The following is a 15,696-nucleotide window of genomic DNA, read 5'->3' on the forward strand; positions in this document are numbered from 1 at the left end:
AGGTTCCTCATTACCCATTGAATGAGACAGGGGAATGAAAAACCTGAAACCTTAAAGTGAAAGCGAAAAGCTGACACAGTTTAATTTACGCTCCCGAAAAAAACAGAAAAGGAGTTTAATACTCCTTCTCCCCATTCACCTTTACATTCTTCAAAGTAAAATTTGATATATAATCGGTATGAATTTTACCGTTCTTCTTCGCCTGGATATCTAAATTTTCAAGCGTAAAGTCAGTCATTTCATACTGATCAGAGTTACGAACATCAAATAACACATCACAATCTAACTTAATATTTCTCATGGTTACATGAGAAGAGTAAGAGATCGGCATTTCTTTTTGTCCCTTCAAATCAAAAAACTGTGTCCACGGTTTAATATATAAAAAGCTGGAGGCATCTCCTTTTATATCTTCCACCAATACATATTCATAGTTTTGAGGAGTGTCCGGACGCATTTTTAACCACAAAAGGCGTTTAGCATTATTAATCTGACAACGACGTAATACAATATTCCGACAATGGATAGATTCGCTCCCAAACGTCAACGCACTATGGCAAAAACCATAAGTACAGTCTTCAATAATAATATTCTTATTAGCACCATTATTTTCATCTTTATTTGCCAACGGTCCCTTTCCCCCTTTTAACGCCACGGCATCATCATTCACCGACATATAACAACCTTTGATATGTACATTTGTACAAGCATCAATATCAACTGCATCTGTACTGGGTGCTTTCACGGGTTTCTCGGGTGAATAGATATACACATTCAACATCTTCACGTTCTCGCATTTATAAATATGAGTAGTCCAAAATGGAGAGTTTATCAGTCTGACACCGGATAATTGTACATCTTTACAATTTGATATATATACCAATCGTGGACGAAGCTCATCCATATTGGTACAATCGGGGTTTACTTTTCTACGCAACCAAAAAGACTTCCAATAACGCAAACCGTTTCCATTAATGGTTCCTTTACCGGAAATAGTAAAGCCATCTACCTGATCGGCATTAATTAAGGCTGCGAAATAATTCAAAGTCTGCCCCTCTACACGTGTTTTTACAATGGGAAAGTCACTAATATCATCACTTCCTTTCAATACGGCACCTTGTTCCAGATGCAAATGAGTACCCGGCTTAAAGAAAAGAGAACTACATAAAAAAGTCCCCTTAGGAATAACAATCACTCCGCCTCCTTCGCTGTGTGCCTTGTCAATGACAGTCTGTATAGCTTGGGTCTGAAGAACAGTACTATCATTCACAACACCAAAATCTGTGATATTAAATGCTTTACCCAGCGATTTCATATTTACCTCTTCATTCTGACGGAACCAATCCGGTACAGGTGTACCATCAGGAAATACATCCTTGGCAAAGGATTGCAAACTAAAAGAAGCACAGAATAATAATGCAATAAGCTTCACGGTTTTCATATTTATTGTTTTATGTTATTTATATCGTTTTGGGTTAATTCACCACAGAGTACGCAGAGGACACAGAGTATTAAATTACGATGCCGCAGGGAAATTAAAACCTCTGTGTCCTCTGCGTACTCTGTGGTGAAAAGTCTTCCTTTCCGAACCCTTTTAAACCACCCCTTCAATACAAAATTGTGAATTTTGTTTTTCTCCACAAAACGAAACGGACGATCGTTCACAACTAAAGTCAGATATTACAGTCTTTTGTTGCCTGATCTTAATTCTTATGGACAATATTACAGTCGGGTGAACAAAATTCCATATTTTTGTAGTATATAACTTATATAAATACCATAATGAAACAAAGCTATTTTTTCACAACGGCTTGCATCTGTCTGTTTGCATTTGCCGGTTGTACAAATTCCATGAACAAAGAAAAGAGTGAAAACCTGTCAAGAGCCGAGCTTACATTAGACTCTCTTTATGCACATTACTCCATTCCGGAAACAAATTTATTGAGAGAAAACCATCCGTTCGACGACAGCTACCGGGCTACTTATTTAGCGACGGAAGAACAATCAGACGCGCCAAACCCTTATGCCTATCTTTGGCCGTATTCTGGCACTTTCTCAGCAGTTAATGCGCTATTTGAAGCGACTAATGATTCCAAGTATCGTAAAATACTCGATTCAAAGGTGTTGCCCGGTCTTGAAGAGTACTTTGATACCCGCAGGGAACCACACGCATACGCCTCTTACATCCGATCTGCTCCTCTTTCCGATCGTTTTTATGATGACAATGTATGGATAGGTATCGACTTCACCGATACTTATATGCTCACTAAAGATGTTCGCTACTTAGATAAAGCGCTCCTTATCTGGAAGTTCATCCTTAGCGGAACAGACGACAAATTAGGAGGAGGTATCTATTGGTGCGAACAAAAGAAAGGATCAAAGAACACCTGTTCCAACGCACCGGGTTCCGTATATGCCTTCAAGCTTTTCGAAGCAACTAAAGACAGCCTCTACTTTCACCAGGGAAAAGCGCTCTATGAATGGACTAAACAAAACTTGCAAGATCCCAACGACTGTCTTTATTTCGACAACATAAACCTGAACGGACATGTAGATAAAGCCAAATTTGCATATAACAGCGGGCAGATGCTACAAGCAGCCGCTCTCCTATTTAAATTCACCGGAGAGCAAGAGTATCTTACCGAAGCGCAGCACATCGCCCAATCATGCCATAATTATTTCTTTTCCGACTTTTCGGGCAAAAATGGAGAAGCATTTAAACTACTCAACCGAAGAGATGTATGGTTTACAGCAGTTATGTTGAGAGGCTTTATCGAACTTTATCACTTAGACAATAATAGGCTCTATATAAATACCTTCCAACAGAACTTAGCTTACGCATGGGATCATGCACGCGAGGATACAGGTCTTTTTAATGCCAACTTCAGCGGAGAGAAAAAGGATAAAAAGAAATGGTTACTCACTCAAGCGGCTATGATAGAAATGTATGCCCGGCTGGCAACTATCACCCAAAGCAAGGACTGAAAACGTGGTTAATAAAATAAGTAAGTGAAATAATCCCGTTTTAACCGTCAAATAACCCTGTTTTTAATCTATTAATAATTAGATTTACAAACACGTTTTTCAACAACTATAAAGATATTATGAACAAGAAGAGCCTTAGATTATGTACTGTAGCAGCCATGCTATTGATTGGAGGACAAGTAAGTGCTTCCATATTCACACTACCTAAAGACAATACAACTGTAGTAAACCATGCTGCCGAAAAGGCAGCTTACAAAAGCAATCGCCCTCTAAAAAAGGATCGACTTTTTACCTCTAAAGCCGTAGAAGAAGAGATTGTAAGAGTAAAGAAACTCTTAACTAATCAGAAACTCGGATGGATGTTCGAAAACTGTTTCCCTAATACACTGGAAACAACCGTTCATTATCGTACTATAGATGGTAAACCCGATACATTTGTATATACAGGAGATATCCATGCCATGTGGTTGCGCGATTCCGGTGCACAGGTATGGCCTTATGTACAATTAGCGAACAGAGATCCTGAATTGAAGAAAATGTTGGCAGGAGTAATCAATCGCCAGTTTAAATGTATCATTATAGATCCTTATGCAAATGCATTTAATGATGGCCCGGTAAAAGATGGACATTGGATGAGCGACATGACAAAGATGATACCCGAATTGCACGAGCGCAAATGGGAAATTGATTCTCTGTGCTACCCTATCCGTCTGGCTTATCATTACTGGAAAACCACCGGAGACACCAGTATATTCGGCGAAGAGTGGTTGAAAGCCATTGAACTCGTACTCCAAACATTCAAAGAACAACAACGTAAAGAAGGAGTAGGACCGTATAAGTTCCAACGCAAAACAGAGCGTGCACTTGATACATTAAATAATGACGGTTTAGGAGCCCCTGTAAAGCCTGTAGGATTGATCGTTTCCTGTTTCCGTCCTTCGGATGATGCAACTACACTTCAATTCTTAGTGCCATCTAATTTCTTTGCAGTTACTTCTTTAAGAAAAGCAGCCGAAATATTGACTGCTGTAAATAAGAAAGCGAATCTGGCACAAGAATGTACAAATCTGGCACAGGAAGTTGAAACAGCCTTGAAAAAGTATGCAACCTATAACCATCCTAAGCATGGTACTATCTATACTTTCGAAGTAGATGGTTTCGGCAACCACTTCTTAATGGATGATGCCAATGTACCCAGCCTTTTAGCTATGCCTTACCTGGGAGATATGGATGTGAATGATCCGATTTACCAAAATACCCGCAAATATGTATGGAGTGAAGATAATCCTTACTTCTTTAAGGGAAAAGCCGGAGAAGGTATCGGAGGTCCTCATATCGGTTACAACATGGTTTGGCCTATGAGTATCATGATGAAGGCTTTCACCAGCCAATGCGATGATGAGATCAAAGCTTGCGTAAAAATGCTGATGGATACAGATGCCGATACAGGATTCATGCACGAATCATTCCACAAAGATGATCCTAAGAACTTCACCAGAGCTTGGTTTGCTTGGCAAAATACACTCTTTGGGGAGTTGATACTCAAATTAGTAAACGAAGGAAAAGTAGATTTACTAAACAGTATTCAATAATTTATTTAAACGATATAGTTTTTTAAACCGCAGATTAACGCGGATTAACGCAGATTTTTTTAATTTTCCTGCGGCATCGTAACTTTTAAACTCTGCGTTAATCTGCGTTAATCTGTGGTTCAAAATAATATAACCCAATTGCCATATACTTATACAATAACATCTAATTTATGAACAAGCCCTTATTATTAATGATATTATCTGCCTGTTTATTCTTTGCCTCTTGCGAAAAGAAACAGATAGTTTACAGCGGAAATCCCATATTCGAAGGATGGTACGCTGATCCGGAAGGTATTATTTATAATGATACTTATTGGATTTACCCTACCTGGAGCGATAAATATGAAAACCAGGTATTCTTTGATTGTTTCTCTTCTAAAGATCTTGTGAACTGGACCAAACACAGTCATATCTTGGATACGACGGCTGTGAAATGGGCTAAAATAGCCATGTGGGCACCATCGGTTATTAGAAACAACAATAAATACTATCTCTTCTTCGGAGCCAACGATGTTCATCCAGGAGAGATCGGAGGTATTGGTGTGGCTGTAAGCGATCGTCCGGAAGGTCCATACAAAGATTTGTTAGGTAAACCGCTCATCAATGAAAATGTGAATGGAGCACAACCTATCGACCAGTTTGTTTTCCGCGATGATGACGGTACTCACTATATGTATTATGGAGGCTGGGGGCACTGTAACATTACCAAATTGAATAATGATTTTACAGCGCTTGTGCCTTTCGAAGATGGCGAACTATTCAAAGAAGTAACCCCTGAGGGATATACTGAAGGCCCTTTTATGTTCAAAAAGAATGGCAAATATTACTTTATGTGGAGCGAAGGCGGCTGGGGAGGCCCGGATTATTCCGTTGCTTATGCCATTGCCAATTCTCCTTTCGGTCCTTTTAAACGTATAGCTAAAATTTTGCAACAAGACGATACGGTAGCAACAAGTGCCGGTCATCACTCCATCATGCATGTACCGGGATCGGAAGATTATTATATAGTATATCACCGTCGTCCTTTGGGAGACAATGGACGTGACCACCGCGTCACCTGTATTGATAAAATGACATTTGATGAAAATGGGCTTATCAATCCGGTTAAAATAACATTCGAAGGGGTTCCTCAGCGAACTATTAAATAGACACACAACGTATACCATTTTACAAATACCATGAACAAAAACAAATTATTTCTTCTTGCATCCTGCTTCGTCATAGCAGGATGCGGGAACAACGTGTCCAAAGAAAAAGAAGTTTCCATAGTCGATCGCCCATCAGTGGAAACTACCAACAGTTACTATACAAGTAATCGTCGCCCATTGCTCCCCGAGCACTTCATTAAACTTCCTGTGGGTCATGTAAAACCTCAGGGATGGACTAAAAGATATCTGGAGCTTCAACGTGACGGATTAACCGGACAATTGGGAGAAATCAGCGCATGGCTTAACAAAAAGAACAATGCCTGGCTGAATGCCGGAGGAGAATACGGATGGGAAGAAGTTCCCTACTGGCTGAAAGGATATGCCAATATCGGTTATATTCTGGAAGATACCAAAATGATTGAAGAAGCCAAAACATGGATTGAAGCTGCCTTCGCCAGTGTTCAGCCTGATGGTTATTTCGGTCCCATCAACGAACGAAGTGGGAAACGAGAACTATGGGCCAACATGATTATGCTGTGGTGCCTTCAATCTTATTATGAATATTCAAATGATCAACGGGTGATTGAGTTAATGACCAATTATTTTAAATGGCAATTAACCGTTCCCGATGAAAACTTCCTGAAAGATTACTGGGAAAACTCACGCGGAGGCGACAATATGTATAGTGTTTATTGGCTATACAACATCACAGGAGATGAATTCCTATTGGATTTAGTGCACAAGCTACACCGAAACACTGCCAACTGGATGCAAGATACCAACTTACCTAACTGGCACAATGTAAATATCGCGCAAGGATTCAGAGAGCCTGCCACCTATTATATGTTGACTAAAGACTCCGCACACCTGCATGCTGCCTACAATGTACATCATTTAATTCGCCGTACTTTCGGACAGGTATCGGGAGGTATGTTCGGAGCCGATGAGAACGCACGTATGGGCTATATAGACCCCCGGCAAGGAACAGAAACCTGTGGATTTGTAGAGCAAATGGCCTCGGATGAAATCATGTACCGTTACACCGGTGATCCTTTCTGGGCAGAACATTGCGAAGATATCGCATTCAACTCCTATCCGGCAGCTGTTATGCCCGACTTTAAAGCACTGCGTTATATAACCTGCCCTAATCATGTAATGAGTGATTCCGAAAATCACAAGCCCGGTATAGATAATGGAGGTCCCTTCCTATCTATGAATCCTTTCAGTAGTCGTTGTTGCCAGCATAATCATGCACAAGGTTGGCCCTATTTTGTGGAGAACCTGATATTAGCTACCGCCGATAATGGAGCAGCTGCCAGCATTTACAGTGCTTGCGAGGCGCGCATCAAGGTAGGAGACGGAACGGAAATCAAGGTAGAAGAAGACACACATTATCCTTTCGATGGAACCATCAAATTCCGCATAAGTACCCCAAATGAGGTTGTTTTCCCATTCTATTTCCGAATTCCTTCATGGACTAAGAATGCCAAACTACTTATAAACGGTAAAGATTATCCCTCTGCCATGACACCCGGAAAATACCTGTGTATCAGTCGGGAATGGAAAGATGGGGATGTTATTACCCTCACTTTCCCCATGGATTTCTCAATGAAAACATGGCAGGTTAACCAAAACAGTGTAAGCGTAAACTACGGTCCTCTAACTCTTTCTCTTAATATTGATGAAGAGTATAAAAAGGTAGACAGTAAAGAAAGTGCTATCTGGGATTCAAAATGGCAGGAAACCGCCGATCCAAGCAAATGGCCGACTTACGAAATTTACCCGAAAACACCTTGGAATTATGCATTGGTATTGAATAACAACAACCCGCTTTCCGGATTTAGCGTAGAAAAAAGAGCATGGCCAAAAGATAATTATCCATTTACCCAAGATTCATCGCCACTATTATTCAAAGCTAAAGGTCGCCAGGTTCCTTCATGGAAGATAGATCAATACAAACTTTGTGGAGTACTTCCGGCAGAAGAATGTCCGAAAGCTGAACAAGTGGAAGATATTACATTAGTTCCTATGGGAACAGCAAGATTGCGTATAACTTCTTTCCCGGCTTCGTGGGAATAAAATAAACAACATTAAGCCTTCCTTCAACCATATTAATGCGGTTGAAGGAGGCTAAAATGTCTATTCCGACAAGCTATTACAGATTCTACGATTCATTTCCCTTAGTCTATCCTCTTCAAGTTTAATCACCTTACGATCATAGGTAATTAGTCCGTTTACTTCCACTTCCACGTCGGTAGTTTGTGTATAAACAGCTCCGGATATACCTCTATTTACAAGTTTAAGAAGTTCCTCTCCATATTTAATATACTCATCTGTTACCTCTTTGGCACTTTTAAACTGAACATATCCCCAGTTTTTATCCGTTTGCCAGAGGTGGTCTTTCATTGGGAAGCCAATGCCGCCATACTCTCCTACCACAGTTACCCTTTCAGGATCGTACATCATAAACTCAGGTCCCGGATATTTATGGTAATCAAGTATATCTCCTACTTTATAATGATTACCTCCACTGGCCGGGTTAACCAAACGAGAAGGATCATAATATTTAGTCCACTCAGCTATTTCAACAGTCTTGAATTGTCCCCATGCCTCGTTGAATGGCACCCATACGGCTATAGACGGATAAGGCATCAAGTAATCCATAATCTCTTTCCATTCTTTACGGAAGTTATCTTCAGATTCTATGGAATGAGTCATCTCTTTCCCATCAAAGTACTGATACATTTGCCATTGCGGAGTCTTGTCACCATTCGGCATATCCTGCCACACAAGAATACCTAAACGATCACAATGTGTGTACCAACGGGCGGGTTCAACCTTCACATGCTTACGGATCATATTATATCCGAAGTCTTTGGTTTTCTGGATGTCATAAACAAGCGCTTCATCCGTAGGAGCGGTATATAAGCCATCGGGCCACCAGCCTTGATCGAGTGGACCAAAATGGAAACAATCCTTATTATTCAACTGCATACGTACAATTCCGTCTTTATCCTTCTTTCTGGAAATCTTGCGCATAGCTGCATAGCTATTTACTTTATCTACCGCTTTACCTTTATCTAATATAGCCACTTCCATATCATAAAGGAAAGGTGATTCGGGCCACCAAAGTTTCATATCGGGAACATACAAATCTACCGTCTGCCCCGGTACGCTTTTGCCAACAGCTACCACTTTATTACCATCTTTCAATGTAACTTGTATAAGATCAGATGATTGTGTGTTTTGAGTGTTGACTTTTACTTTCAGACTTCCTCCGTCAATATTGGCAGTTGGAGTAATAGATGTGATATGCTTCTGATTTACGGGTTCCAACCATACAGTCTGCCAGATACCGGACACGGGCGTGTACCAGATTCCATGAGGACGATTATGTTGTTTACCTACAGGTTGAAAACCTTCTGTGGTTGGGTCCCATACTTTAACAATTAGTTTTTGTGCACCCGACTTCAGATAAGGAGTAATATCAAAAGAGAAAGGAGCATAGCCTCCGGTATGGCTACCAATTTTGATATCATTCAAATATACTTCTGTTTTCCAATCAACAGCTCCAAAATGCAATAACACGTTTTTGCTTCTCCATCCGGAAGGAATGGTAAATGTACGCTTATACCACAGTTCATTATCTTTACCCAACTCCTTTTGAACGCCGGATAAACTTGATTCAACGGCAAACGGTACTAAAATCTGACCATCATATTTAGTAGGTTCCTGCTTGCCCACAGGTAATATGGCATATTCCCACAATCCATTCAGGTTTTGCCAATCAGGGCGTTCCATAATAGGCCGTGGATATTCCGGCAAAACATTCGTTGGGTCAAGAGTCTCTGCCCACTTCGTTTTTAACTTGTCACCCTTAGGCTCCCATTGTGCAAAAACACTGGTGCAAGATAGCGCCAGTGCTGCAACTAACAATTTTGTTCTCATTGATATTTGTTATTGGTAAATAATATAATAAATGTATTTAATCTAATAATCATGGCATTTTTCAATTGGATTATGATCTGTAAGCAATCACCCCGAATGGGGTGAGATGTGCATAACCCCGTGCAAGCGAAGCGCAGCTCGGGGTAGATATCACCCCCCTCTCACCCCAACCCCAAAGGGGTTGAACCCACTTCGGGGTTCAGTTTGACTGTGGTACCTTGCCACCCCCGGGTTACGCTACGCTCACCCGGGGTTATGCACATTTTACCCCTATCGGGGTAATTGCCTATAATTTATAATCTATTCAAAGAGCAATTGGACTTTTGACACCTCCCCTTAACTTTACTACCAAACCAGTAAAGGTTACAGTCACAAAAATAAGCAAACTCATATATTCACCTATATCATTTATTAGCCAAAAAATGTCACTTATTGTTCATTTAAGCAGATAGTCTCCATTTATATCTTCTGTATACCCAAAAACACATTCCGTCTACAAAACAATCCGTTCTATCTCATAAATAAAAAGAGCATTGAAATAGCCTTTACCTTCGTCTCAGAATCAAACAAAAAACAACGATTATGAACAGAACAGAAGTCATCACAGAAATCTCACAACTATCCGGAGTAACTCCCCAAGATTGTGATAAAGTTATAAATGCACTGGAACAAGTACTAAACAGAGAGTTAGAATCTTCCAAAGGAATAAAGAATGCATTTGGAAAAATCTATAAACTAATGAGCATATTTAAAAACAATTAATCTAATACACCCGATAGTCATGAAACAGTTTAAATTATTCAGCATTTTAGTAACAGTTCTATTGTTCGCCTCAGCTATACAGGCACAAAATCGCCCGACACAGACCATACGGGGCACAGTAGTCGATCATTCATCCGGAACTCCCCTCCCCTACATCCATGTTATACTTACCGATTTGCCGGAAATTGGCGCTTCGACAGATAACGACGGAAAATTTGTTTTATCCAATGTCCCTGTGGGTCGCCACGATTTGAGAGCAGGTGCTATCGGCTATGAAACAAGCATGTTTCGCGAAATAATGGTAACCTCTGCCAAAGAAGTAAACCTGGAGATACGCCTCAAAGAAAGTACACAACAACTTGAAGAAGTAACCGTTACTGTTAGAACCAACAAAGATCAACCCTTAAACAATATGGCACTTTCGGGAGCACGTATGTTAAGTGTAGAAGAAGCAAGCCGTTTTGCAGGAGGTATGGACGATCCGGCCAGATTGGTAAGTTCCTTCGCCGGCGTATCGCCGGGGGTAGGTAATAACGGAATTTCAGTTCATGGCAATGCGCCCAGTTTACTTCAATGGAGATTGGAAGATGTGGAAATACCTAATCCCAACCATTTTGCAGATGTTGCCACGCTGGGTGGAGGAATATTATCTTCATTAAGCAGCAATGTATTGGGTAATTCAGATTTCTTCACCAGCGCTTTTCCTGCTGAGTACAATAATGCTGTTTCAGGTGTATTTGATATGCGCTTAAGAAATGGAAACAGCCAAAAGTTTCAACATACACTTCAGGCCGGAATACTCGGATTAGATATTGCTTCTGAAGGTCCTATAAGCAAAAAACATAATTCCTCTTACATCTTTAATTACAGATATTCAACCACAGGACTTATGAACAAAGTAAGTCCGGCAGGAGATCTGGAACAAGTAATGGACTATCAGGACCTGAACTTCAAACTTAATTTTCCTACCCGGAAAGCAGGCGTATTCTCGGTATGGGGAACAGCTTTGAAAGATAAAATCAAACCCGAAATAGAATCGCCCGAGGAATGGGAATTTAAAGATGATGCCAAAGACTCTCGAATGAATCAAACCTCGGCGGCAGCAGGACTTAGTCATCGCTATTTCTTCAATGAAAATACCTCTTTAAAAACAACAGTTGCCACCACTTACTCCGAAGCTAAAGCATGGGAGAAGATTTATAATCAAGAGATGATTTCAACTCCCTGGCTCGACTTCAACAGCAAGTATACAAATTTAGTGTTAACATCTCACCTAAATAAAAAGTACAGTAATAAACACACCAACAAAACCGGATTTACAGTTACTAATATGAGATACGATACTCATCTTAAACTGGCTCCATTCGAGACTAAACCATTGGAAACCGTTTCAGAAGGAAAAGGTAACACCAATCTGATCTCAGCATATACAAGTTCTTTGTTTAATTTCAACGATCAGTTATCAGCTACCATAGGAGTAAACGGACAGATTCTTACTTTAAACAATCGTTGGACAGTAGAACCGCGTGCCGCCATCAAATGGCAAGCCTCTTCCAGAAGTTCTTTCGGCCTTGCTTATGGATTGCATAGCAGAATGGAGAAAATGGATGTGTACTTTGTGAAGACCAAAGAATCAGGAGATAAGTTAGTCAATAAAGACCTTGACTTTACCAAAACTCATCACCTTTCTTTATCCTATAATTACAAGTTGTCTGATAACATGAATCTAAAAGTAGAAACTTATCTTCAATACCTATACGACGTACCGGTAATGGCCGACAGCTCTTATTCTATACTTAATCGCAATCTGTTTTATGTGGAAAACGAGTTAGTCAATAAAGGTAAAGGACGAAATTACGGTGTAGATGTTACGCTCGAAAAATATATGACCAAAGGAATGTATTATATGCTCACAGCTTCTTTATTTAATTCTGAATATTGTGGCGGAGACGGCGTATGGCACAATACAAAGTTCAATCGTAACTATATTATAAACGGATTGGTAGGAAAAGAGTGGATGATGGGGCGCAACAAACAAAACGTATTAAGTGTAAACCTCAAACTTACCCTACAAGGTGGCGAGAGATACTCTCTGGTTGATGTAGCTGCCTCTATGGCGCATCCCGACAAGGAAACACAATACGATGAAACCCGTGCTTATTCGCAACAAATGTCTCCTATGTTTCTGGCAAACTATACCGTCAGTTACAGAATGAACCGGAAAAAAGTTTCGCACGAATTTGCAGTCAAAGGAATGAATGCTACCGGATACAAAGAATATTTCGGACATGAACACAACTTTCAAACCGGTTCTATTGAGCCTAAAAGAATCAAAAATTCTATCTTCAACGTTGTATACAGACTTGATTTTTAATGTATCTTTGTTTCACCCATAGAAAGGAAAAATGAATCGTAAAGGAAACAACATCTTATCTGACTTTTTAGTCAACCCTGCCTATAGGATTTGGAGACATCTACTCTTTATCCTGGCAGGAGCCATCATCACATTCAATCAGACATTTATTGCTTACCAAGATTGTGCCGGCTTATTAGGAAATCGCATTTACTGGATTTGTTTTTCCTCTTTCTTACTCTACCTGATTGCTATTTATTTCAATTATTGGTTCCTGATACCTAAATATCTTCTGACAGGAAAATATGCGGTTTACTCAGTCACACTATCTATCATTGTTTTACTGCTACCTATAAGCGCTATCGTACAAGAATATTGGGTGCGTACGCTGTTGGAGCTTCCGCATCGGATTTCATCCTATACCAATCCGCTTATATTGATAGATAGTTTGGCTGCGTTCATGATAACCGTCATCTGTTTCCTGGCGGTATCAGCCGTGGTTTTATTCAGAGAATGGGCTAACAGAACCAAGCGAATCAATGAAATGGAATATGAGCACCTTAAATCAGAGGTTAACAAGTTGAAAGGACAGATTACTCCGGATTTTCTATCTAAAACTTTGCTGAATGCCTCTTCATTAGCCAAGGAAAATCCTGATAAATCTTCTGAAATGCTGATGCAATTAGGACAGTTATTGAGATATCAATTGTATGACTGTAACAGAGACAAAGTATTATTAAAGTCTGAAATAAACTTCCTCGAGAATTTTCTTCATTTGGAGCAACTGAATAACGAAGCGTTTACATACAATATCCAAACGAAAGATTTAAAAGGTAACATTCTTATATCCCCTTTACTGTTCATATCTATTATCCAGTATATGGTTAACGGAAGTAATACATTAGATGTAAGCTTTCATTATAATGATGAACTGCTTTGTTTTGAAAGTCAATCAAACAACGATATTAATTGGACAGAGAATGATTTAGGCCTGATAAAAAAGAGATTAGACCTTTTGTACCCAACTAAAAATCATTTGTCTGTAAAGGCTCAATCTGTACAACTTCAACTTAACATAATAGAATAACAATGAATAAAGCAACACCCTATCATATACCTTCATTCTTATTCGATGATAAATATAGCTTATACAGACACCTTGCGTTACAAGCTGTAATCTTGCTCATTACACTTAGTATATTCTTTGATGCACCCGACAAGCTAAATCTTACAATCAATCGCTTTTATGGTTGGATAAGTTATTATCTATTTATGAATATGCTTGTTTATTTCAATGTTTATGTCTTGTTTCCACGCTTTCTGGCAAAAAACAAAATAGCTTTGTATATTCTGTCAGTCATAGCATTCACCCTTTTTTCTCTTTTCTTTATGATGATATTACAAGATCTTTTTTATGATATAGGTGTTACTCATCAAGAAGAGCCATCAGTCATGGCCATTTTTTTAAGCATAACCTCTTCCATGTTATCCATATTTCTTTTTCTGGGGGGAGTATCGGCATTCCTGTTATTCAAACGTTGGATGACGAGTAACTATCGCATGAATAATCTTCGATTGGCCACTTCACAATCGGAACTCAACTTTTTGAAGAGTCAAATAAATCCTCATTTCTTGTTTAACATGATTAACAACGCCAATATATTGGTGGATGAAGATCCAGAAATGGCTTCATCTATATTAGTTAAACTGGATGATTTACTCCGTTACCAACTGGATGGAAGTACAAAAGACAAAGTCTATCTGGAAGCCGACATCAATTTCCTGACTAATTTTCTGGAACTGGAAAAAACCAGAAGAGATCAGTTTGAGTACAAAATAAATGTTTGCGGAGATATAAGAAATGTCGAGGTAGCTCCCCTGTTATTCATTCCTTTTGTTGAAAACGCTGTCAAACATAATTCGGATAATCTGCAAAAATCATATATATATATATCGTTTGAAAGCCAGGCAGACACACTTATCTTCACTTGTGAGAATTCAATTCCTACCCATATCGTAAAAAAGAAAGATGGAGGATTGGGATTAGCCAATATCAAACGAAGGTTGGATTTACTCTTCGATAATAAATATACTTTAGAACAAATAAAAACGGATACCCAATATACCGTCAAATTACAATTGTATATATGAAATGTATTATAGTAGATGATGAGCCTATCGCTCGCAAAGGAATCAAAAAGCTGGTAGATCAAATCTCACAGTTAGAACTACTTGACAGTTTCAACAATGCAGAAACAGCTTCGGCATTTATGAGTACAACAACTGTGGATCTTGTCTTTTTAGATATTCAGATGCCGGGTATCAATGGCATTGAATTTGCCCGTAGCATTCCTAGACACACATTAATAATCTTCACAACAGCCTATTCAGAGTACGCTTTAGACAGTTATGAAGTAGATGCAATTGATTACCTTGTCAAGCCTATTGACCCGGTTAAATTCAGAAAAGCAGTCGATAAAGCCATTACTTACCACTCTTTATTAATGGATGAGGAAAAGAAAAGCGTGGAAACCTTTGAAGATGATTATATTTTCGTTAAATCAGACAGACGCTTTTTCAAGGTGAATCTTAAGGATATTCTTTTTATTGAAGGATTAAAAGATTATGTTATCATTCAGTTGGAAAACCAACGCCTTATCACCCGGATGAACTTAAAGTCAATACATGAATCACTTCCTCCAAGTATATTCCTCAGAATTAACCGATCTTATATTGTGAATAAAAATCACATCGATTCATTCGATAATAATGATGTGTTTATTAAAACGCATGAGATAGGTATCGGAAATTTCTATCGGGATGCTTTCTTTGAGGAGTTTATGAAGAAATCAGGAGGGGTTAAAGGGACTTAATAAATGATGCTTCTTATGTCAGATTTTGCTGCGGCCGC

General features: G+C 39.2%; 11 protein-coding genes. 9 read left to right on the top strand and 2 right to left on the bottom strand.

The window, feature by feature from the left end; translation table 11 throughout:
* Positions 1–115 precede the first annotated feature (115 nt).
* Positions 116–1,429, bottom strand: coding sequence for a glycosyl hydrolase family 28 protein (locus tag D0T60_RS13595; protein ID WP_163218716.1), 1,314 nt, complete (start codon positions 1,427–1,429; stop codon positions 116–118).
* A gap of 350 nt (positions 1,430–1,779) precedes the next feature.
* Here D0T60_RS13595 and D0T60_RS13600 point away from each other — a divergent pair, with 350 nt between their 5' ends.
* The 4 genes from D0T60_RS13600 to D0T60_RS13615 all read left to right on the top strand — a co-directional run bounded on the left by D0T60_RS13600 (position 1,780) and on the right by D0T60_RS13615 (position 7,801).
* Positions 1,780–2,982, top strand: a complete 1,203-nt coding sequence (locus tag D0T60_RS13600; RefSeq protein ID WP_163218653.1) for a glycoside hydrolase family 76 protein — start codon at positions 1,780–1,782, stop codon at positions 2,980–2,982.
* A gap of 119 nt (positions 2,983–3,101) precedes the next feature.
* Complete coding sequence (locus tag D0T60_RS13605) at positions 3,102–4,574, top strand: glycoside hydrolase family 125 protein (protein WP_163218654.1); 1,473 nt, start codon at positions 3,102–3,104, stop codon at positions 4,572–4,574.
* 191 nt (positions 4,575–4,765) lie between these two features.
* Positions 4,766–5,722: a glycoside hydrolase family 43 protein gene (locus D0T60_RS13610; RefSeq protein ID WP_239059570.1), complete on the top strand. Its 957-nt coding sequence runs from the start codon at positions 4,766–4,768 to the stop codon at positions 5,720–5,722.
* Between the two features lie 30 nt (positions 5,723–5,752).
* Positions 5,753–7,801 (top strand): beta-L-arabinofuranosidase domain-containing protein, encoded by a 2,049-nt coding sequence (locus D0T60_RS13615; RefSeq protein WP_163218656.1) that lies wholly within the window; start codon positions 5,753–5,755, stop codon positions 7,799–7,801.
* 60 nt (positions 7,802–7,861) lie between these two features.
* Here the strand turns inward: D0T60_RS13615 and D0T60_RS13620 are convergent, their stop codons facing one another.
* The gene (locus D0T60_RS13620; RefSeq protein WP_163218657.1) at positions 7,862–9,670 is read right to left on the bottom strand and encodes a glycoside hydrolase family 2 protein; all 1,809 of its coding nucleotides are present in this window, start codon (positions 9,668–9,670) and stop codon (positions 7,862–7,864) included.
* Between the two features lie 582 nt (positions 9,671–10,252).
* Between D0T60_RS13620 and D0T60_RS13625 the strand changes: the two genes are divergently transcribed.
* From D0T60_RS13625 to D0T60_RS13645, 5 genes are read left to right on the top strand one after another with little or no spacing between them, the layout of a single operon-like run.
* Entirely contained in the window at positions 10,253–10,432 is a 180-nt protein-coding gene (locus D0T60_RS13625) for an HU family DNA-binding protein (protein ID WP_163218658.1), read from the top strand.
* 19 nt (positions 10,433–10,451) lie between these two features.
* On the top strand, positions 10,452–12,806 hold the full coding sequence (locus D0T60_RS13630) for a carboxypeptidase-like regulatory domain-containing protein (protein ID WP_163218659.1): 2,355 nt from the start codon (positions 10,452–10,454) through the stop codon (positions 12,804–12,806).
* 31 nt (positions 12,807–12,837) lie between these two features.
* Entirely contained in the window at positions 12,838–13,872 is a 1,035-nt protein-coding gene (locus D0T60_RS13635) for a sensor histidine kinase (protein WP_163218660.1), read from the top strand.
* 2 nt (positions 13,873–13,874) lie between these two features.
* Positions 13,875–14,936: a sensor histidine kinase gene (locus D0T60_RS13640; protein ID WP_163218661.1), complete on the top strand. Its 1,062-nt coding sequence runs from the start codon at positions 13,875–13,877 to the stop codon at positions 14,934–14,936.
* Positions 14,933–15,658, top strand: coding sequence for a LytTR family DNA-binding domain-containing protein (locus tag D0T60_RS13645; protein ID WP_163218662.1), 726 nt, complete (start codon positions 14,933–14,935; stop codon positions 15,656–15,658). Before D0T60_RS13640 ends, D0T60_RS13645 begins: the two co-directional genes overlap by 4 nt.
* The last annotated feature ends 38 nt before the right edge of the window (positions 15,659–15,696 follow it).

It is taken from the genome of Bacteroides sp. 224, from assembly GCF_010500995.1.
GTDB lineage: Bacteria > Bacteroidota > Bacteroidia > Bacteroidales > Bacteroidaceae > Bacteroides.

Excerpts from the sequence above, each read along its gene's own strand:
- D0T60_RS13600 (WP_163218653.1), top strand. The coding sequence starts at position 1,780 with ATGAAACAAAGCTATTTTTTCACAACGGCTTGCATCTGTCTGTTTGCA.
- D0T60_RS13605 (WP_163218654.1), top strand. The coding sequence starts at position 3,102 with ATGAACAAGAAGAGCCTTAGATTATGTACTGTAGCAGCCATGCTATTG.
- D0T60_RS13610 (WP_239059570.1), top strand. The coding sequence starts at position 4,766 with ATGATATTATCTGCCTGTTTATTCTTTGCCTCTTGCGAAAAGAAACAG.
- D0T60_RS13615 (WP_163218656.1), top strand. The coding sequence starts at position 5,753 with ATGAACAAAAACAAATTATTTCTTCTTGCATCCTGCTTCGTCATAGCA.
- D0T60_RS13620 (WP_163218657.1), bottom strand. The coding sequence starts at position 9,670 with ATGAGAACAAAATTGTTAGTTGCAGCACTGGCGCTATCTTGCACCAGT.
- D0T60_RS13625 (WP_163218658.1), top strand. The coding sequence starts at position 10,253 with ATGAACAGAACAGAAGTCATCACAGAAATCTCACAACTATCCGGAGTA.
- D0T60_RS13630 (WP_163218659.1), top strand. The coding sequence starts at position 10,452 with ATGAAACAGTTTAAATTATTCAGCATTTTAGTAACAGTTCTATTGTTC.
- D0T60_RS13635 (WP_163218660.1), top strand. The coding sequence starts at position 12,838 with ATGAATCGTAAAGGAAACAACATCTTATCTGACTTTTTAGTCAACCCT.
- D0T60_RS13640 (WP_163218661.1), top strand. The coding sequence starts at position 13,875 with ATGAATAAAGCAACACCCTATCATATACCTTCATTCTTATTCGATGAT.
- D0T60_RS13645 (WP_163218662.1), top strand. The coding sequence starts at position 14,933 with ATGAAATGTATTATAGTAGATGATGAGCCTATCGCTCGCAAAGGAATC.